The following is an 18,485-nucleotide window of genomic DNA, read 5'->3' as shown; positions in this document are numbered from 1 at the left end:
ACCCTCGCAACGACCGCCGCAGTTATGCAGTTAGGTTCATTGCAGCAATCCCCATCACATTCCTCGATCATCCACAAAGGCGATTTCTAAAATCGCCTCACCTTCTATGCGCACGCCCACCATCACACGCCGTCATGCCCTCGCCACCATCGCCGCAGCAGCCGTAGCTCCCCGCACCCTGTTCGCCGCACCTGCCGATCTCTCCACCACACTCAACGCGATCGAGACGAAGAGCAAGGGACGCCTCGGCGTCACCATCCTCTTCCCCGATGGAAAGCGCATGACGCATCGTGGCGACGAACGCTTCCCCATGTGCAGCACCTTCAAGTTTCTCGAAGCCGCCGTTGTGCTCCAGCGTGTCGACGCAGGCAAGGAGACGCTCGACCGCTCCATCCAAATCAACCAGAGCGATCTGCTCGAGTACGCCCCTGTCTCCGCGCAGCACGTCGGCGGCAGCCTCACCGTCGCCGAACTGTGCAAGGCTGCGATTACCGTTAGTGACAACACCGCTGCCAACCTGCTGATGGCCAGCTTCGGCGGGCCACCCGCCATCACCGCCTTCGCTCGCTCCATCGGCGACACCTTTACGCGGCTCGACCGCACGGAGACCACCCTCAACGAGGGCACGCCCGGCGATCCACGCGACACCACAACACCCAACGCGATGGTCGGCAACCTGCAAAGGATCCTCTTCGGCGACGTGCTCAAGCCCGCATCACGCCAGCAGCTCACCGACTGGATGCTCGCCAACACGACCGGCAAAGCCAAGTTCGTCGCGGGCCTGCCCACAGACTGGAAGGTCGCCGACAAAACCGGCGCTGGCGGCCATGGTTCGAACAACGACATCGGCGTGCTGTATCCGCCCACCGGCAAACCGATCCTGATTGCGTCCTACCTCACAGAAACAACGCTGACGACGGATGAGAAAAACGCGATCCACGCCGACGTAGCGCGCTCTCTCTTTGCCAGCATGAAGTAGACAAAACCGCTTCTACTCTGATCTGGCTCCCTGTATCCCCTTTGTTCTTGCATCGCGTTGCCTTTTTGCATCGCCATGAAATCCTGCATTTCCATTGGCTTTTGCATTGTCATCCGGCAGCGTAGCGGAGGAATCTGCTTTCCGCACCCAGCCACCCATGCCAACACCCCGCGTCTCGCCTTGAGACATGGCGGCCATCCCATCATCCAGCCGCTACCATCGAAGGCAAGGAGCATTGCAATGAAAGCCGCCATCCTTCGTGCCTCTGCCGACAAGCTCTCCATCGAAGACGTACTGCGCCCCGAAGTGAAACCCGGCCACACACTGCTGCGCGTGCTCGCCTGCGGCGTCTGCCGCACCGACCTCCACATCTTCGAGCGCGACCTGCCCACGCTGCGCGACCCTCTCATTCCCGGCCACCAGATCGTCGGCGAGGTCGTCGACGGCGCAACCGATGCGCTTCCCCTCGGCTCTCGCGCGGGGGTCTCCTGGATCGGCGGCACCGACGGCACCTGCCCTTTCTGCAGGCGCGGTGAAGAGAACCTCTGCGACACACTCACCTTTACCGGCTATTCCGTCGACGGTGGCTACGCCGAGTACGCCCTCGTCCGCTCCGACTTCGCCTATCCACTTCCCGGCGACATCGAACCGCAGCTCCTCGCACCGCTGCTCTGCGCCGGCATCATCGGCTTTCGCAGCCTGCGCGTCGCAGGCGTGCAGCCGGGCGAGCGCGTCGGCCTCTTCGGTTTCGGCGCATCGGCATCGCTCGCCATCGAGGTGTTGAAGCACTGGGGCTGCGAGGTCTACGTCGCCACACGCGGAGAGAGCCACCGCGCGCAGGCCACACAGCTGGGCGCAACCTGGGTGGGCGAGGAGAGCGCAAAGCCTCCCGCCGCGCTCGACCGCGCCATTACCTTCGCGCCCGCAGGAGCCGTCGTCGTAGCTGCGCTCTCCAGTCTGCGCAAGGGCGGTGTCGTCGCCATCAATGCCATCCACCTCGACCAGATGCCTGCCTTCGACTACGACACGCTGCTCTGGGGCGAGCGGCAGATTCGCTCCGTCGCCAACATGACGCGCGACGATGCGCGCGATTTTCTAGCACTGGCGCATCAGATCGGCATCCGTCCGCAGGTGCGAACGTTTTCACTCAACCATGCCAACGAAGCGCTCGCAGCCGTCAAGCACGAGACGGCAGAAGGCCCCTGCGTGATCCTTCCCTGACCACGCAAACAAGGCAAACGGGCCAAATAAAAAGGGACGGCATATGCCGTCCCTTTTTATGCCTCGATAAGAATCTTTGGGTAGCCGTCTTCGACGTTAGTCAGTCGGGGCGCTGCTGTGCGTGGTGAACTTGCGGAAGATAAACTCCTGCGCCAGCGCATTCGCGATACGTCCGCCGGTGGAGATCGCAGCACCACCGAAGACAAGCCCCGGCCCGCGATCGTGCGGCGGATAGTAGATCTCCGAGAGCGCACCCGAGATCAAATCGCCGCCGATGCTCGAGTAGTTGAACTCCCAGTGACCGTCCTTGTCGCTCCTCGCCTCAAACGGCGCTGCCATCGCATGCAACATGCGGGACTTCTTTGTTCCCGTGCCCTGGTAGAAGTAGCGCGGGTCCTGGTGCAGCAGCGAAGGAAGAATCGCTCCACCGATAAAGATTGTCGTCGCGCCGCCTGCATAAGCCGCACCGAAGCGCTGCCCGTATCCCTTTGCACCCTGCACATAGGTCGGCGCTCCGCCCGAGGCCTGGTTGATGCCCGCAAGCAGTCCCGCCGCCGCGATGCTCGCCACGTCGGTCGAAGCGCGCAGCGCCAGCTGATACTTCAGCTTGGTCGAGAGCGGAGCATAGCGCTGATCGTAGACCACGTAGAAGTTCGGCACGATGCCAAGGACGCGCTGCTTCTCCGCGCTCTTCACCTGCTGCACCGCAAGCTGCTCCGGAGAGACCGCGGAGACCGTGGTCTCGACGATACCGACCGCGAGCTTCACCTCGGCAAGGTCCATCTGCTGACCTGGCGTCAGGGTTACGGTCTGCGAGGTCCAGTCAAGAAAACCCTTCGCCTGCACGTGCACGTGGTACGGCACAGCGGGGGAAAGATGCTCGAGCACGAACGATCCGTCGCCCGTGCTGGTTGCTGTCTGATGATCCTGCGGTGAGGAACCGTCCGCGCTCAGCGTAGCGTCAGGAATGATGCTGCCGTCGGTGTCCGTGATGACACCGATGATCGTCGCGCTCTGCGGCACGGGACCGGATACGACAGGCTGCTGCCCAAAAAGGGAGGGGGCAAACAGACATAAAAACAGGGAGGCAAAAGTTTGCTTCATCGCGTCATTCAAAAATTTCAAAAAAATAGTCTCGCTAATTGGACGGTTTGGGGGCAGAAACGATGCGAAATAATTCGGATTTGCCGCGCTGGACGCTCATTTGCCGGATCTTCGCCCGTATCCGAAAAGGCGTTTTATTTCAATGGTTTCGGATTGGGCAACGGCTTCGATCGATCCCGCAGCGTGTCCAGCGAGATCGACCCGGGCGGCATACCTTTGCCCGCATCCGGCATAAACATCTCCACGCCATTGTCCGGCGTCATGCGGCTGTAGCCCTTCACCATCTGCTGACGGTAGTTCGCAAGATCCAGATCGAACCACATATCGTCCGACGCATCGATCAATGTAAGGTCGGCCTTCTGCATCGTCAGCTTGCCGAAGCTGACGATGCCGCCGCGCAGCCGTAGAAAGTTATGCCACTTCTCCAGGTCCTTCTCGTCATCGATCGTGGTCGAGCCATAGGTCACCACAATGTCCGGCGCATTCACCACGATCGTGCCGATCTGCCCGCGCACATGCGGCGGCGGCAGCAGCTTCGTCGTGTCCAGGTAGATGTCGTTGCCGTCGATCTCCACACCCGCCATCGGCGTCTTGCCCATGATGTCACCGATGTCCACCTTGAAGCTGCCCAGCAGCCCCTTCACCGGCATCTTGAGCACTGCGATCCTTGTCACCTTGAAGTGCACACGCTCGTTGCGTTGCCGGCGACAGCGTGCCGTCTACCTCCACCGGCATCGGCACCAGCAGCTTGTGCAGCATGCCGGTCAGCTTCAGCTCCGAGCCTTGGCCGCGCAGCGTCATCGACTTCAATGGCGAGTGCGGTGCCAGCGCCGCATTCAGGTACGTGTCGATATCGCCAAGGTTGGCATGCACCAGGCCGCGGTCGATGTGGAATACAAACGACTGCTGGTCGTCGAGCGATGGCGTCCTGCCCTTGATGACCGGAACCATCTCCCCGCGCAGCCAGCGCACGTAGATGCGGAAGTTCGGCCCTTTGCGCAGCTCCAGATTGTGTGCGTACACCATGGTGACGTCCGAATCCGCCGCGCCGCCTGCGTCCTGAGGGATTGGCTCATAGAGCGATGTGTCGCCGTCTCCCATGAGGGAGCCAGCCTTGGGCCGGGCCGGCCAGACCAGCCACAACAGGAGAAACACAGCTGCACCAACTGCCGCAGCGAGGAGATAGCGTCTTGTATTCATCATGGTGTAAAGACAGGCTCAGGTACAGCATCCGGAGGGAAGCACCTGCATGGTGTGATGCGGGAACCCGCGAAATCACTGCACCGCCTGGTTGCACCTTTTTCATCGATTGCGGGAAACTATTCCGCGGGCTGTGGGTTATCACCCAAGTCTGTCGCCTTCAGGAGAACGTTTATGCAACGTTGCCGAGTTTGGACGCTTCTCGCTGTGACTGCATCCACAGCCATCCTTCCCTTAACAGCACAGCAACCGGCAACTCCGCCGCCACAGACTCCGCCAGCGCAGACCTCGCCAACCCCGGCGCAGCCCGCGACAGCGCCGCCAATCGCCGCGCAGTCGGTCAACAACGGCACCTACACCATCACGCGCAATGCACGCATCGTCATCCTCGACATGGTGGTGACCGACAGCAAGGGCAACATCGTCACCGACCTCAGGAAGGAAGACTTCCACGTCACCGAGATGAACGAGCCTCAGGTCGTGCTCAACTTCGAGGCTGCCGGAGCGCACGTCACACCGCCGAGCGACGACATCACCTCCACGCAGCAGCTGGACCAGATCGCGCCGCGCGCGCCGGTCAACATCGTTCTGCTCGACGAGTTCAACACCCGCTTCGAGGACATGGCCTTCGCCCGCTACTCGCTCAAGAAATTTCTTGAGCGGCAGCCGGGCAAACTCGCCACGCCTACCATGCTGATCGCCGTCGACCTGCAACACTTCACCGTGCTGCACGACTACACGCAGAACAAAGACGAGCTGATCGCCGCGCTCGATCATCACTTCGCAGCCTACCCCTGGCAGGTCCACCAGTATGGCTGGCTCAGCGAGCGCTATGCCACGGCCTTCATCACGCTGCGCCGCGTCGCGCAGGCAGTCATCGGTCACCCCGGCCACAAGAACATGATCTGGATCGGACGCGGCTTTCCCAGCCTCAACATGGCCAACTTTCCCGTCGACACCGCGAACCGCGTCAACAACGCTGTGCAGGACTGCGTGAACACGCTGCGCGATGCCCGCGTCACGCTCTACACCATCGACCCCGCAGGCCTGATGATGGACCCCGGCAAGTACGGCTCTGACGCCGCCTTCGTCGATCCCTTCGGTGGCAACTACCAGTTCTCCAAGCTCGCCACTGCCACAGGCGGCAAAGCGCTCTACGGACGCAACGATGTCGACCAGCAGATCGGCACCGCCATCCGCGATGGCGCAGCCTTCTACACGCTCACCTATCGCCCCGGCGATAGCTCTGCCAGCCCGCAGAAGTTTCGCCGCATCAAGGTCACCGTCGATCGCCCCGGCATGACCGTCACCACGCGCGAGGGCTACTACCTCGCCTATGGTCCCGGTCGCGTCGATCCGCAGAAGCCCTCGCAGCGCCTCGTCACCGACCTGCTCTCCGCTGAAGGCAGCACCATGGTCTACGACGGCGTGCCGCTCACGCTGACGCGCATGCCGGGCGACGCCGAGCACTTCGACATTCACGTCGACGAGCACGCCCTCTACTGGACGCCTGCTACCGACACCGAGCCACGGCATACCGAGGTCATCCTCATCGCCTCCACCTTCGACAAAAAGAACAAGGAGATCAAGCGCGATGCCAAGAGCATCCGCATCCCCGCCACCGGCAACGACGTTCCACCCACCGGACACTTCCTGCGCGGCATCGACTTCAAGTACACCCTCGCGCACGATCCCAAGGCGGTACGCGCACGCTTCGTCATTCGCGTCACGGCGTCGGGCCGCATCGGCACCGCCGACGTCGATCTCACCAAGCCACCACCAGCGAGCTAGCACTCAGCCGCACCGCATAGCGCAAACAAAGAGGGAGCCGCAAACATGCAGCTCCCTCTCCACCACATCAATGCACGCCACAGAAGAGTAGCGATGCAATCGTCTGACGACGATAGTTAGCCCAGCTTCTGGATCTTTGCGCGCAGCGTCTTCGCCGCCTCAGCCGGGTCCTTCGCGCCGTAGATCGCGGCACCGGCCACAGCGATGGTCGCGCCAGCCGACTCCACCGCGCCGATGCGCTCCGTGTTGATGCCGCCAGCTACCGAGAAAGCGATATCCGCATTGCGTCCCGCATCCAGCAGCGCCTCGATGCTGTAGCCCGCCTGCGCCTGCTCGTCGAGACCGGCATGCAGTTCAACCCAGCTCACACCCAGAGCCTTAAGCTCCTTCAGGCGCGTCGCCTTGTCCGCGACGCCGATCATGTCGGCCACCACGGCCTTGCCGTGCGCCTTGCCCGACTTCACCGCGCCAGCGATCGTGCTGTCCGCCGCCGACGCCAGCACCGTCATAATGTCCGCGCCCGCCTCAAAGGCCAGATTCGCCTCCAGCTCGCCCGCGTCCATCGTCTTCATATCCGCGAAGACCAGCTTGTCGGGATACGCGGCCTTCACATTCGTCACCACGCTCAGACCCTGCTGCTTGATCAGCGGCGTGCCCAGCTCAATCACGTCCACATGCTCGGCCACCTTGTTCAAAAGCGTCAAAGCATCAGCGGTCGAAAGAAGATCGATTGCGACTTGCAGTTTCATGGTTTTCCTTGCTCCATCTCAGTTGGTGTTGCGTTCGTCTTCCGGCACGCGGAGCCTGTCGCCCGCCGATGCCGCACAAATCGTGTTGAATCCTTACCGCTCTCGCGTCCGCCTACTCAAGGTTCGCGTGCCGCGTCCATAGCTCCTCAGCCGACTCGCCGCGCTGCCGCCATAGCCCCTGGAAGATCGCATCCATCGCCACCAGCAATGACTGCTCGAACAGAGCACCGGCATACTGCGCGGAGATCGCTCCACCGTGCTCCTGCTTCATCGCAGCCGGAATCGTAAGAACGGCATCGGCCATCCCGCCCAGCATCGATGCGGGTGCTGCCGTAATGGCCAGCACCCGCGCCCCCGTTCGCGCTGCCACCTTTGCCGCCTGCACCACACCGGCGGTCGATCCCGATCCTGAAGCCGCAATCAGCAGATCACCCGCCGCAATCGCCGGAGTCGTCACCTCACCCGCAACATGCACCGTCAGGCCAAGATGCATCAGCCGCATCGCCGCCATCTTCAGCGCCAGTCCGCTGCGCCCGGCGCCGATAACGAAGACGCGCCTCGCCGCAAGAATCTCCTCAGCCGCGGCAGCCATCTCCGTGCCAGACATCGCCGTCACGGCACGCTCCAGCTCGCCGAGAATCAGTGCGCGATCACCGATCGAGGCTTCCGCCAAAGAAGAATCTGTAAGAGAAGAGCCTGTGGTCTCTGCGAGCGATGCCATAACCCTTTCAGCATCCCACCTGCACACGCACCAAATCCAACAGGAAATTCAGATGGCCCGATAGGGATTTTCTATCGGGTAGAGACCTTATATTTCAACGCGCCGCAACCTTTTTCTTCACCGGCATCAGCCGTTGATACGCCGCCAGCATCGCGCGAATCTCCGTCACCATCTCCGCGCTGTGCGCCAGCTCCATCAGCGCATGCACCGGCTGCGGCAGTGGGTCCTTTCGTGCCGTCACGAAGCCAACGTTCGCCTGCTCGGCGGGAGTCTTCTTGATAGAGACAGCACGCAGCCCCGCAACGCGATCCATCGTCCCCGCCAGCGACTGCGGCAGAACCGTCGACCACTTCCCCGAGCGCAGATGCGCCGCCAGCACCGCAGGCGAATCCGTCTCGATCACCCGCTGTGCCCGCCGCAGCTCCTCGCGCACCGCATCCGGCACGCCCGAACGCAGCAGGCACAGCGGCTGTCCGGCGATCTCGTCCCATCCCATCCGTCCACCGGGCTTCGCCTCTGCCTGTGCCGCCGTCAGAAAGAACATCCTCTCCCGGTACAACAGGTGGGTCGTCAGTCCCTCGCCCGGAGCCTGGTCGATGTACGTCACCGCAATATCCAGCTCGCCCGAGCGCACCCCCTCCAGCAGCCTGCCCGCATCTTCCGTCACCACCGAAAGATCCAGCGCCGCGTACTGCTCGCCGAACGGCACCGTCAACACCGAGACCAGCGCCGTCGTCGCCGTCAGCGCGCCGATGCGGAACGGTCCCTGCATCGCGTTCTCCTTCAGCGTATGCAGCTCCTGCTTCAGCCGCAGGCAGTCATCCATCATCTGCTGCGCCCACGCCAGCACCCGCTCGCCCTCGGGAGTGAACCCCTCGAACCGCTGGCCGCGCTTCACGATCAGGACGTCCATATCCTCTTCCAGCTGCTTGATGCCCGCCGAAAGCGTAGGCTGCGAGATGCGACACGCCGCCGCGGCCCGCGCAAAGTGGCGCTCCTTGCTCAACGCCAGAAGATACTCAAAGTTACGAACGATCAATTGCGGCTGCCTTCCTCTTCCCTTCCAGTCTCGCAGCTTCGCCGATCCCCTGCACGCGACGCCGCCTCCCCGCAACCAGCTCCCTCGCATGCTCGCGGACGCACTATGATGGTCGATGATGAGCACCGACCTGAAACTCGCCACCCTGACGACCGAGACCCGCAACCCCCGCACCACCGAGATCGATCAGGTCTCCACCCTCGAGATGCTGACCATCATCAACGACGAGGACCAGACCGTCCCCCTCGCCGTCGGCAACGAGCTGCCGCAGATCGCGCGCGCCGTCGACGAGATCGCCGCACGCTTCGCCAGGGGTGGACGCCTCTTCTACATCGGCGCCGGAACCAGCGGACGCCTCGGCGTGCTCGACGCCTCCGAGTGCCCGCCGACCTTCTCCGTGCCCGCCACGCTGGTGCAGGGGCTGATCGCCGGCGGCGACTCCGCGCTGCGCAAGTCCAGCGAAAAGTCCGAAGACTCCAAAGAACAGGGCGCAGCCGACCTCCTCGCCCACGGCTTCGGCGAGAATGGCCTGCCCGACACCCTCGTCGGCATCGCGGCCTCCGGCCGCACGCCCTACGTCATCGGCGCCATGGAGCAATCGAAGAAGATGGGCCTGCTCACCATCTCGCTCACCTGCGTCGCCGCCTCCGCAATGGCCCGCGTCGCCGACATCGCCATCGCCCCCGTCACCGGCCCCGAGGTCGTCACCGGCTCCACGCGCCTGAAGGCAGGCACCGCCACCAAGCTTGTCCTCAACATGCTCTCCACCGGCGTCATGATCCGCACCGGTGCCGTCTACGGCAACCTGATGGTCAACGTGCAGCCCACCAACGACAAGCTGGTCGACCGCGCCGAACGCATCATCGCCGAGGCGACAGGCGTCGACCGCGCCGCATCAGCCGAACTGCTGAAGGAGGCGGGCAGCGTCAAGCTCGCCATCGCCATGCAGAAGCTTGATCTGGATAAGGAAGCAGCCGAGACAAAACTGAAGGCTGCAGGCGGAAGTCTGACCCGCGCGCTGGCTTAGTGAATCGGGCCTTCAGCCCTATTCGGCTATGCCGTCTTGCCGCTCTGCCTGGTCATTCCCATCCGCTCCACCAGCACCGGCTTGGCTGGAACCGCAGGGGCATCCTCATCCGCCACCACGCGGTTCCGTCCCTGCTCCTTGGCGCGGTAGAGCAGCGCATCGGCCCGCTTCAGCATCGTCGCCAGCGAGTCGCCTTCGCGGCGCTCCGTCACCCCCATGCTGACCGTCGTCATGATCATCCGGCCTTCATAGTGCACGCGCATCTGCTCCAGCGAGCGGCGCAGCTCATCCGCCATCCTGACGGCATCGGCTAGATCGCTCCCCGGCAGCAGCAGCACAAACTCCTCGCCCCCCACGCGCGCAATCACATCCGAGCGGCGCAGCTGATCGCGCACCAGGTCCACGAAGGCGCAGAGCGCAGCGTCTCCACCACCATGGCCGTAGGTATCGTTGAGCTTTTTGAAGTGGTCCAGATCGGCACCGATCACAACCAGCGGGGTCCCCAGCCGCTCGCTCCTCGCCAGCTCGCGGGCAGCGTGCTGCGCCAGGCTGCGACGGTTCATCGCACCCGTCAGCGCATCCTCCCCCGCCGCCTGCGCCACATTGGCATGCAGCTCCAGGATGCCGAAGACGATGTACATCATCAGCATGATGTACCCCACGACCATGATGACCACCATCGAGGACATCCAGACAGGATCGCCCCACGGCCGGCCGCTCACCACGGGGCAGCGCTGCGTCGAGATCACCATGCGCACGCCGAGCGCCAGCATATGCACGGACAGCAGACCTGCAGCGATCCGCGCCGGCGTCCGAAACTGCTCCTTGCCATCGCGCAGCAGCCCCCACACCGTAGCCCCCAACAGGCCCTGCATCGGAACACCGAATGCGAAAAACGACCACTGCCGGATCTTCGCAAAGGACAGCGCCGCATAGACCACCATCGCGAGCAACAGCATCGCCATCCAGCCCCAGGAGGCGAACGGTTTGCGCCGGACAAACCAGCGCAGTCCCAGGAATATGGCCAGCGTACAGAGGATGCTCAGCTCATCCGGCAGCATCACCGTCGCCCAGCGCGGCAGATGCCCTTCCAGCTGCTGCAAGGTGGTGCCGACGAAGTCCAGAACCGTGGAGGCCAGCAACCAGCGCGCGCCCACAATACTTCGATCGACCAGTGACAGCGACAACAGCGCTATCGAAAAAAGTCCCAGGCAGAACAGGCAAAACACATAAGACGTCGTGTAGTCCATCAGGGTGTCCCCGACACCGAAGCTTGAATCAGGCTGTCTCTACCGGCCAGCCGACAATACCTGTCGGATAACCTGCCGAAAGCGATACTTCTTCCATCATGTGCACACGCACCGATGACAGCAACGACTGCGGGCCACGGAGGTCCCAGACTATTTTAAATCAGGCTGGCTTTAAAAGAGACTCAACTTTCGTGGCATATCGATCCCGAGGTGCTCGTAGGCCAGCCGGGTCGCCACCCGCCCGCGAGGCGTGCGGTCCAGGAACCCGATCTGAATCAGAAACGGCTCGTAGACCTCCTCCAGCGCGTCCTGCTCCTCGGCCAGGGCTGCGGCGAGCGTGTTCAGTCCCACCGGTCCGCCGTCGTACTTCTCGATGATCGTGCGCAGCAGGCGGCGGTCCAGCTCGTCGAAGCCGTGCGCATCCACTTCCAGCATCTCCAGCGCCTTCTGCGCCGTCTCGCGGTCGATCTTGCCCGAGGCCCGCACCTGCGCGTAATCCCGCACGCGCCGCAGCAGACGGTTCGCGATACGCGGCGTCCCGCGCGACCGCATCGCGATCTCCGCCGCGCCGTCATGGTCGATTGGCACGGCCAGCACATCCGCCGAGCGCTCCACCACAAACCGCAGTTCGTCGTCGGTGTAAAACTCCAGCCGCAGCAGGATGCCGAAGCGCGACCGCAGCGGGCTCGACAGCAGCCCCGGCCGCGTCGTCGCCGCCACAAACGTGAATGGCCGGATGTCCATCACATGCGTGCGCGCCGCCGGCCCCTGGCCGATCATGATGTCCAGCTTGTAGTCCTCGAGCGCCGTGTACAGCTTCTCTTCCAGCACCGGCTGCAGCCGATGAATCTCGTCGAGGAACAGCACCTGCTTCTCACGGATGTTCGTCAGAATCGCCGTCAGGTCGCCCTGAATCTGCAGTGCCGGGCCGCTCGTCTGCTGAAAGCCCACGCCCATCTCGTTGGCGATAATCGTGGCCAGCGTCGTCTTCCCCAGCCCGGGAGGCCCGAAGAGCAGCACATGGTCCAGCGCCTCGCCGCGCGACTTCGCCGCCTCCAGCGCAATCGCCAGCTGCTCCTTCGCCTTCGACTGTCCGATGAACTCGCTGAGCTTATTGGGCCGCAGCTTCAGCTCAAACGCCGCATCGTCGTCCACGCGGCCAGCCGAGACCAGCCGCTCGGCGTCGGACTTCGGTCCGTTGAGGCCGATCTTCTTGGCGGGCGGCTTGATCTGCGAGTAATCCACTAGGGCGATATTAAGGCGAAGAGCGAGGGGAAGCAACCGTATCGCCGATATTCCGACTCCCGAAGATCGGGGTATGACGTTTCTTCGCCGAGGCTACGGCTGTTTCCGTACCTTCCCTGTCGGGATCTTCAATGGCCGGCATTTGCTCGCCGATTCGAGACCCCACCGGGCTCCGCTCGAGAGGATGGCCTCCCGCATGGAGAGCGTCACCCGGCCCATGCGTTCCGCGTTCGGGTAAGGAACCGCAACCGTGTATGGCACGCCCGGATAGAAGATGCCCGTCTCGGTATGGCAGGCTGAACCATGCAGGTGCTGACTGGGCGAAGGCGCACAGGTGAGACTGAACTGTTCGAGCGGAACCTTGGCCGTGTCGCGAAACGTCACCGTGATCGTGTCCTTGCCGAAGCTTCCATCTACCAGCATCACGGGGCAGGCAATCTGTGCCCGGACAGAGCCTGTCGCCAACAATAAAAGCCCGGCAGCAACGCCTTTCCACATGCGGCCCATCCTACCACTCCGCGGCTTCCATACCAGCCGGATCCATTGCATCGCATCCGGCGAACGTGCCAGCAGCAAAGAAGCTGTTATACCGTGGTCAGCATGAATCGACGACAACTACTGACGGGTGCCGCCGCAATGACCGCTTTTGCCACGACGACCTCTGCCAGAGCGGCAGAGACGTCCCGCAGCTTCCTGGAGATCGCCACCTGGCGCCTCCACAACAGCGACGAAGACCAGATCAAACGCGTCGCCGCATACCTCGAACACGGCCTCTTTCCCGCGCTCACCCGCGCCGGTGCAAAGCCCATCGCCGCTCTTTCAACGCTGATCGGTCCCGACGGCCCTTCCCTTGTCTCCATCGTGCAGCACGCCTCGCTCGCCGCCATGCAGGCCGCGCTCGAAAAGGTCGCCTCCGACAAGGAGCACGTCGCCGCCTCCGAAGAGCTGGCCGCAGGTCCAGGCATGCCCTTCGTCACCATCGAGTCGAGCCTGTTGCACAGTCTCGCCATCCTGCCCGAGCCCGCTATCCCCACCGACACCGCAACCCGCCCGTCGCGCATCTTCGAGATGCGCACCTACGAGTCGCAATCGATGGCAGCCCGTGTCAAGAAAGCCGCCATGTTCAATGATGGTGAGATCGGCGTCTTCCAGCGCCTCGGCATGCGCCCCGCCTTCATCGGCGAATCCGTCATCGGGCCGCGCCAGCCCAACATCACCTACATGCTCTCCTTCGATTCGCTCGCCGAGCGCGAAAAGCTATGGAGCGCCTTCGGCTCCGACCCGGAGTGGAAGAAGATCAGCTCGCCCGCCGATCTCAAAGACGCAAAGATCGTCGCCAACATCAGCAACATCATGCTGAAGCCGCTGCCCTTTTCGCCGCTGAAGTAAGCCCTGACGGTGTTCCGGCAAGCCGGACGATCAGCCATCCACAAAAAGAAAAAGGGCCTGCGCGGCACAAAGCCAACGCAGGCCCTCCTCTTCGTCTCCCTTACTGCATCAGGTCGATCACGTTCGCAATAAAGTACGTGAGCGGGTCATAGACCACCACGTACCCCTGGTAGTAGCCCATCTGATACCCCGGCGGCGGCGGCGGCAGGTAGCCGTACACCTGCGGAGGCACCGGGGTAATGTAGCTGACGTAAGACCACGGGAAGAATCCACCCACCACAAAGCGCGGGCGCATCCCCATGTTGACGTAGCCCAGGTTGCGCGAATAGTAGCGGCGCAGATAGCTGCGATCGTTCGGACGGAAGGCATAGTTCGGACGGTTCGGCGGGCGCTGTCCCCATTGTGGCGGACGTCCCTGCGGCGGGCGACCACCACCCTGGTTCGGCGGACGGCCTCCTCCATTGTTCGGCGGGCGATTGCCACCATTGTTTGGCGGACGATTGCCACCGTTATTTGGCGGGCGATTGCCGCCATTATTCGGTGGACGGTTGCCGCCATTATTCCCACCAGACGGTGGACGATTTCCGGGATTGCCACCACCGCTGGGAGGACGATTTCCGCCGTTGTTGCCACCACCGCTGGGGGGCCGGCTGCCACCATTGCCCGGTTGTCCACCACCGCCTGGCCGGCCACCACCACCCTGAGGCTTGCCGCCGCCGCCCTGCGGGGGACGACCGCCCTGAGACAAAGCCGTCGAGCTATCAAACGCCAGAACACTGAACAGAAGCAGACCGCAGAAGATCTTACGTTGTAGCGACAAGAGGCTCCTCCACCAAAACAGAATGACGTTCGTTGCTGTGCCACCAGCCTAACCCAGCCACCTCATCGTGCTATGACACCGCAGCATCACACAGTACAAGCCCGGGTGTCTAACCATATCTGGCACGAAGTGACGTGAATGGACTTCCACAGAAGTAGAGCCCTTCGCCGCGCCTATCCATCACACGCTCTTTACCGGCTCAACACAAACAACACACAGCCATGCGGTGGAATCGTCTTTCCAGTCACCGCATCCTCGACATGACCGAGATCGCGTCCCTCCCATACGTCGCGCACCTGGTAGCTTTTCAACCTTGTCGCACCATAGTTTCCAAAGGGCTTCTGCATCACCGGGAGAGCAGTCTCCCCGAGATTGAAAAACGCCAATGCCTCCTGGTCATTGCTTAGCGTTGTGTGCCACACCACAAGATCGCCCTCGCGGCTCACCTGCCGCTGCCCATGCCCTGTCTGATCGATCGCCACGATGTCTTTATTCGTCAGCAGCCCCAGCGTGAACGCATCCAGCTCAGTCAGATTCGCCCCCACAATCAGCGGACTCCGCGCCATCGCCCACAGCGTCATCAGCGTCCTCTGCTCGTCCTCCGTCAGCCGCGTCGTTCGCGGCTTGCCCCATCCCGGCACCGGCCCCAGCGTGCCCAGCGGAAGCATATCGGCATCGGGCCAGTTTCCTGCTTTTACCGAAGGCACCCAGTCGGCCAGCACGGCGAACTGGTTCCACACGCCCTGCGGAAAGTCCTCGCTCTCGGGCCGCTTCCATCGGTCCCACACATCGTTCGAGATGCGCCACAGCTGCGCGTTCGCCGCCACCTCTGCCGACTTCTCCAGTGGCGCCGGCCCCGGCGAAAGGCTCAGCACCATCGGCCGGTGCGTCTGTCCCGTCGCCTTCACAATCGCGCGGTGAATCATGCGAATCTCATCGCCCTTGTACGGGTGCGATGCAATGCAGTCCACCTTGATGTAATCAACGCCCCACTCCGAGTACTGCCGCAGCAGCGCGTCATACCAGGCCTGGCCCGCGGCATTGTCCTTGACCCCGAAGTTGTCCGGGTTCCACGAGCAGGTATCGCTCGTGTCCGCCGCATCCACCGCATGAAACCCACTCGCGGCAATCGGCGTATTTTTCGCCACCGCGCCCTTGGGAATGCCTCGAATGATGTGGATGCCGAACTTCAGCCCCTTCGCATGAACATAATCGGCCACCGGCCTGAAGCCCGCCGCACCCTCCGCCGACGCATAGCGGTTGACCGCAGGCTGATACCGCCCCGTCGCATCCATGCGGAACCGGAACTCCTCGCCCTTCGCCTTCTGCGGATTCAGCAGGTACCAGCCCTCATCCACCACGGCATACTGATAGCCCACCGGCTTCAGCTTCGCAGCCAGCACATCCACGTTGGCCTTGAACTGCGCCTCGTCGATCGTCAGGCCATACGAGTCCCAGCTGTTCCACCCCATCGGCGGCGTGGGAGCCAGCACGCCCGTCTGCGACACAGCTCCAACCGCGCACCACAACAACGATGCAGACAGCACCTTCCACACAACTCGAAATCCCACGATCACCCCGTCCGTTACATGTGTGAGCAGATAAAGAGGCCGCCGGAGATCGCCAGCAGGTCCTCCACGACAGCGACGACAAAGTCCGGCAGCTTGGTCTGCAGCACCAGCCCACGGCGCACGTAGTAGCCGACGAAGGCTCCCCCGATGCCGCCCGCTGCGCCCAGCAATGCGCCCACCTGCGCTCCCTTACCGGCGCTCATCGCCAGCGCCGCGCCGCACAGTCCTCCGGTGATCGCGCGCGCCACCAGGCCCACCGGCATCGTACGCGCGGGGGTCTGCGGCAGCTTGTCGACGATCAGTTCACCGATCGCGCACAGCGTCCAGAGCGAGAGCGCCAGCCTCGTGTCCATCCACGCCAGCGACGTCCCCTCCAGGTGAATCCAGCGCAGATACGCAGCAGCGGCAACGATCGCCGGAGCCATCATCGAACGCAGACCGGCCACGCAGCCGATCAGAAAGCAGAGAACCAGAACAGAGAAGAGCATGGGCGCACATCCTTTCCTGCAGCAACAACGTGCGACGCTACGCATTGTCTTCCAGAAAGCTCCCCGTTGCAAAGTGCAGGGAGCGCATCACAGCTCCAGCTGCACTACAGCGCCAGCTGCATTACAGCGCCAGCTGCATCAAGGTGATGTCCTGCGGCTGGTCGAACTTCCATCCAGCGCCGCGCAGCACACCCGCCTCTACAAAGCCCAGCGCACGGTGCATCGCCATCGACGGCTCATTCACGCCGCCGATGACCGCGATCATCTGGCGCGCTCCGTACTCGCGGCAGGCATCGATGACAGCCGCAAGAATCTGCCGCCCATAACCAAGCCCCGCTTCCTCGGCGCGCACATAGATCGAGTCCTCGACCGTATAGCAGTACCCGGGGCGTGGACGAAACGGCGCGGCATAGCCATATCCCACCGTCTTTCCCTCCGCCTCGGCGATGAAGAACGGCAGTCCGCGGCCATGCACATCGTTCAGCCGCCGCCGCATCTCGATCCCGTCCGGAGGCTCCAGCTCCATCGTCGCCGCGCTGGTCAGCACATAGTGCCGGTAGATGGAGGCGATCTCCTCAACATCCTCCGGCGTCGCATCGCGCAGTTCGAGAGCAGGCATCTCCCTACTCTATCCCCGCGCAGCAGCCTCTACGAATGCTAGGCTGGAGTACGGATGCACCTTCCGTCTCACCCCCAGGCACGCAACGCACGCCGCAGCCGCACGCCCCTCGCCGTCACCGCGACCGCCGTGGCCGCCTTCACCATCGCCTGCGCCAGCCCCCTGCCGCCCAAGCCGCCCTCGCTGCACCTGGTCAAGATCCCCAACGATGTCACCGCCGAGCGCGTCGGCAACGAAGTCCACCTGCACTGGACCACCCCCGAGCGCACCACTGACAGCCTGAAAGACCCCGCTCCGCTCACTGCCGAGCTCTGCCGCGAGACCGGCGCTCCCCCGGCCAGGATCCACACCCTGCCGCCCTGCACCATCGTCGCCCGAACTCCGGTCAAGCCCGGCCCGTCCACCATCGCCGACGTGCTGCCCGCATCGCTCACCGCCGACCCCGTCACCGTGCTGCGCTACCGCCTCCGCATCCTGAATCCCAACAACCGCACCGCCGGCGATACCCCCGTTATCCTCGCTCCCGCCGGAGCTGCGCCCACGCCCGTCGCCGGCCTGCACGCCTCCGCCGCACGTGCCGGTGCCGTCATCGAGTGGCAGCCCACCCCCACGCCCTCCATCGTCGAGCTGGTCCGCGAGCACACCGATCCCAAACCCGCCGCCAAGCCCAAGGCCCAGGGCAAGACCCCGGCCGCCCCCAACCTCAACAAGGACGAGGAGCCCGTCGAGATCCGCCTCCGCTCCGCCGACCCCAGAACCCATCCAGACGCCGCCGATCCCGGAGGCACCGTCGACTCCAGCGCCACGCGCGGCGCCAGCTACACCTATCGCGCCCAGCGCCTCCGCACCGTCCTCCTCGAAGGCAAAACCTTCGAGCTGCGCAGCGACTTCTCCGCGCCGGTCGCCCTCAGGAACGTCGATACCTTTCCCCCGGCGATACCCACCGGCTTAGCCAGCGTCCCCTCCGCCAGCAACGGCCATCCCGCCATCGACCTCTCCTGGCAGCCCGTCGCCGACAGCGACCTCAAGGGCTACAACGTCTATCGCAGCGACGCCTCAGGCAGCTTCAACCGCCTGAATGCCGAGCTGCTCGACGCCCCCGGCTACAGCGACGCCACCGTCACCACCGGCGCCAGCTACCGCTACCGCGTCACCGCCGTCGACTCCAGCGGCAACGAAAGTAAGCCATCCTCCGAGATCGACGAGACGGCAGAGGCTCCGAACCCGTAGACTGCTCTGCGTTCTTCGATCCGAACGGGAAAGGAAACGCAA

The 18,485-nt window shown here is 63.5% G+C and carries 19 protein-coding genes; 6 read left to right on the top strand and 13 right to left on the bottom strand.

Going from position 1 to position 18,485, the window contains the following annotated elements; translation table 11 throughout:
• Window positions 1-106: 106 nt before the first annotated feature.
• Both bla and PW789_RS09695 read left to right on the top strand, forming a co-directional pair.
• Window positions 107-979, top strand: a complete 873-nt coding sequence (gene bla, locus PW789_RS09700) for a class A beta-lactamase (protein WP_299375071.1) — start codon at window positions 107-109, stop codon at window positions 977-979.
• 240 nt (window positions 980-1,219) lie between these two features.
• Window positions 1,220-2,200 (top strand): zinc-binding alcohol dehydrogenase family protein, encoded by a 981-nt coding sequence (locus PW789_RS09695; RefSeq protein ID WP_299375069.1) that lies wholly within the window; start codon window positions 1,220-1,222, stop codon window positions 2,198-2,200.
• 96 nt (window positions 2,201-2,296) lie between these two features.
• Here the strand turns inward: PW789_RS09695 and PW789_RS09690 are convergent, their stop codons facing one another.
• The 3 genes from PW789_RS09690 to PW789_RS09680 form a co-directional block, all read right to left on the bottom strand.
• Window positions 2,297-3,304, bottom strand: a complete 1,008-nt coding sequence (locus PW789_RS09690; protein WP_299375067.1) for a carboxypeptidase-like regulatory domain-containing protein — start codon at window positions 3,302-3,304, stop codon at window positions 2,297-2,299.
• 134 nt (window positions 3,305-3,438) lie between these two features.
• Window positions 3,439-3,963, bottom strand: coding sequence for a hypothetical protein (locus tag PW789_RS09685; protein ID WP_299375064.1), 525 nt, complete (start codon window positions 3,961-3,963; stop codon window positions 3,439-3,441).
• Entirely contained in the window at window positions 3,908-4,507 is a 600-nt protein-coding gene (locus tag PW789_RS09680) for a hypothetical protein (RefSeq protein WP_299375061.1), read from the bottom strand. Before PW789_RS09680 ends, PW789_RS09685 begins: the two co-directional genes overlap by 56 nt.
• A gap of 171 nt (window positions 4,508-4,678) precedes the next feature.
• Between PW789_RS09680 and PW789_RS09675 the strand changes: the two genes are divergently transcribed.
• Complete coding sequence (locus PW789_RS09675) at window positions 4,679-6,295, top strand: VWA domain-containing protein (RefSeq protein WP_299375058.1); 1,617 nt, start codon at window positions 4,679-4,681, stop codon at window positions 6,293-6,295.
• Between the two features lie 116 nt (window positions 6,296-6,411).
• On the opposite strand, the gene hxlA is transcribed toward PW789_RS09675, so the two are convergent.
• The 3 genes from hxlA to PW789_RS09660 all read right to left on the bottom strand — a co-directional run bounded on the left by hxlA (window position 6,412) and on the right by PW789_RS09660 (window position 8,804).
• Complete coding sequence (hxlA, locus tag PW789_RS09670; RefSeq protein WP_299375055.1) at window positions 6,412-7,044, bottom strand: 3-hexulose-6-phosphate synthase; 633 nt, start codon at window positions 7,042-7,044, stop codon at window positions 6,412-6,414.
• A gap of 112 nt (window positions 7,045-7,156) precedes the next feature.
• Window positions 7,157-7,765, bottom strand: a complete 609-nt coding sequence (gene hxlB / locus PW789_RS09665) for a 6-phospho-3-hexuloisomerase (protein WP_299375052.1) — start codon at window positions 7,763-7,765, stop codon at window positions 7,157-7,159.
• 94 nt (window positions 7,766-7,859) lie between these two features.
• Window positions 7,860-8,804 (bottom strand): LysR family transcriptional regulator, encoded by a 945-nt coding sequence (locus PW789_RS09660; RefSeq protein ID WP_299375049.1) that lies wholly within the window; start codon window positions 8,802-8,804, stop codon window positions 7,860-7,862.
• A gap of 115 nt (window positions 8,805-8,919) precedes the next feature.
• Here PW789_RS09660 and murQ point away from each other — a divergent pair, with 115 nt between their 5' ends.
• Window positions 8,920-9,831 (top strand): N-acetylmuramic acid 6-phosphate etherase, encoded by a 912-nt coding sequence (gene murQ, locus PW789_RS09655; RefSeq protein WP_299375046.1) that lies wholly within the window; start codon window positions 8,920-8,922, stop codon window positions 9,829-9,831.
• Between the two features lie 26 nt (window positions 9,832-9,857).
• On the opposite strand, the gene PW789_RS09650 is transcribed toward murQ, so the two are convergent.
• From PW789_RS09650 to PW789_RS09640, 3 genes are all read right to left on the bottom strand, one after another.
• Complete coding sequence (locus tag PW789_RS09650; RefSeq protein WP_299375043.1) at window positions 9,858-11,081, bottom strand: GGDEF domain-containing protein; 1,224 nt, start codon at window positions 11,079-11,081, stop codon at window positions 9,858-9,860.
• A gap of 171 nt (window positions 11,082-11,252) precedes the next feature.
• Window positions 11,253-12,290, bottom strand: coding sequence for a Holliday junction branch migration DNA helicase RuvB (gene ruvB / locus PW789_RS09645; protein ID WP_367182535.1), 1,038 nt, complete (start codon window positions 12,288-12,290; stop codon window positions 11,253-11,255).
• A 129-nt stretch (window positions 12,291-12,419) separates the two neighbouring features.
• Entirely contained in the window at window positions 12,420-12,824 is a 405-nt protein-coding gene (locus tag PW789_RS09640) for a hypothetical protein (protein WP_299375040.1), read from the bottom strand.
• A 102-nt stretch (window positions 12,825-12,926) separates the two neighbouring features.
• On the opposite strand from PW789_RS09640, the gene PW789_RS09635 reads away from it, so the two are divergent.
• Window positions 12,927-13,715 (top strand): NIPSNAP family protein, encoded by a 789-nt coding sequence (locus tag PW789_RS09635; RefSeq protein ID WP_299375036.1) that lies wholly within the window; start codon window positions 12,927-12,929, stop codon window positions 13,713-13,715.
• Between the two features lie 100 nt (window positions 13,716-13,815).
• Here the strand turns inward: PW789_RS09635 and PW789_RS09630 are convergent, their stop codons facing one another.
• From PW789_RS09630 to PW789_RS09615, 4 genes are all read right to left on the bottom strand, one after another.
• Window positions 13,816-14,535: a hypothetical protein gene (locus PW789_RS09630; protein ID WP_299375033.1), complete on the bottom strand. Its 720-nt coding sequence runs from the start codon at window positions 14,533-14,535 to the stop codon at window positions 13,816-13,818.
• Window positions 14,536-14,726: 191 nt separating this feature from the next.
• Entirely contained in the window at window positions 14,727-16,106 is a 1,380-nt protein-coding gene (locus PW789_RS09625) for a glycoside hydrolase family 27 protein (protein WP_299375030.1), read from the bottom strand.
• A 14-nt stretch (window positions 16,107-16,120) separates the two neighbouring features.
• Window positions 16,121-16,594 carry a DUF4126 family protein gene (locus PW789_RS09620; RefSeq protein ID WP_299375027.1) on the bottom strand — a complete coding sequence of 158 codons (474 nt, stop codon included), beginning with the start codon at window positions 16,592-16,594 and terminating at the stop codon, window positions 16,121-16,123.
• Between the two features lie 121 nt (window positions 16,595-16,715).
• On the bottom strand, window positions 16,716-17,213 hold the full coding sequence (locus PW789_RS09615) for a GNAT family N-acetyltransferase (RefSeq protein ID WP_299375024.1): 498 nt from the start codon (window positions 17,211-17,213) through the stop codon (window positions 16,716-16,718).
• Between the two features lie 54 nt (window positions 17,214-17,267).
• Here PW789_RS09615 and PW789_RS09610 point away from each other — a divergent pair, with 54 nt between their 5' ends.
• Entirely contained in the window at window positions 17,268-18,443 is a 1,176-nt protein-coding gene (locus tag PW789_RS09610; protein ID WP_299375021.1) for a hypothetical protein, read from the top strand.
• The last annotated feature ends 42 nt before the right edge of the window (window positions 18,444-18,485 follow it).

It is taken from the genome of Edaphobacter sp. (assembly GCF_028283685.1).
In the GTDB taxonomy this organism is placed as follows: Bacteria; Acidobacteriota; Terriglobia; order Terriglobales; family Acidobacteriaceae; genus Edaphobacter.
This window is presented reverse-complemented; position numbering and strand designations above follow the sequence as displayed.

Excerpts from the sequence above, each read along its gene's own strand:
- bla (WP_299375071.1), top strand. The coding sequence starts at position 107 with ATGCGCACGCCCACCATCACACGCCGTCATGCCCTCGCCACCATCGCC.
- PW789_RS09695 (WP_299375069.1), top strand. The coding sequence starts at position 1,220 with ATGAAAGCCGCCATCCTTCGTGCCTCTGCCGACAAGCTCTCCATCGAA.
- PW789_RS09690 (WP_299375067.1), bottom strand. The coding sequence starts at position 3,304 with ATGAAGCAAACTTTTGCCTCCCTGTTTTTATGTCTGTTTGCCCCCTCC.
- PW789_RS09680 (WP_299375061.1), bottom strand. The coding sequence starts at position 4,507 with ATGATGAATACAAGACGCTATCTCCTCGCTGCGGCAGTTGGTGCAGCT.
- PW789_RS09675 (WP_299375058.1), top strand. The coding sequence starts at position 4,679 with ATGCAACGTTGCCGAGTTTGGACGCTTCTCGCTGTGACTGCATCCACA.
- hxlA (WP_299375055.1), bottom strand. The coding sequence starts at position 7,044 with ATGAAACTGCAAGTCGCAATCGATCTTCTTTCGACCGCTGATGCTTTG.
- hxlB (WP_299375052.1), bottom strand. The coding sequence starts at position 7,765 with ATGGCATCGCTCGCAGAGACCACAGGCTCTTCTCTTACAGATTCTTCT.
- murQ (WP_299375046.1), top strand. The coding sequence starts at position 8,920 with ATGATGAGCACCGACCTGAAACTCGCCACCCTGACGACCGAGACCCGC.
- PW789_RS09650 (WP_299375043.1), bottom strand. The coding sequence starts at position 11,081 with ATGGACTACACGACGTCTTATGTGTTTTGCCTGTTCTGCCTGGGACTT.
- PW789_RS09640 (WP_299375040.1), bottom strand. The coding sequence starts at position 12,824 with ATGTGGAAAGGCGTTGCTGCCGGGCTTTTATTGTTGGCGACAGGCTCT.
- PW789_RS09635 (WP_299375036.1), top strand. The coding sequence starts at position 12,927 with ATGAATCGACGACAACTACTGACGGGTGCCGCCGCAATGACCGCTTTT.
- PW789_RS09620 (WP_299375027.1), bottom strand. The coding sequence starts at position 16,594 with ATGCTCTTCTCTGTTCTGGTTCTCTGCTTTCTGATCGGCTGCGTGGCC.
- PW789_RS09615 (WP_299375024.1), bottom strand. The coding sequence starts at position 17,213 with ATGCCTGCTCTCGAACTGCGCGATGCGACGCCGGAGGATGTTGAGGAG.
- PW789_RS09610 (WP_299375021.1), top strand. The coding sequence starts at position 17,268 with ATGCACCTTCCGTCTCACCCCCAGGCACGCAACGCACGCCGCAGCCGC.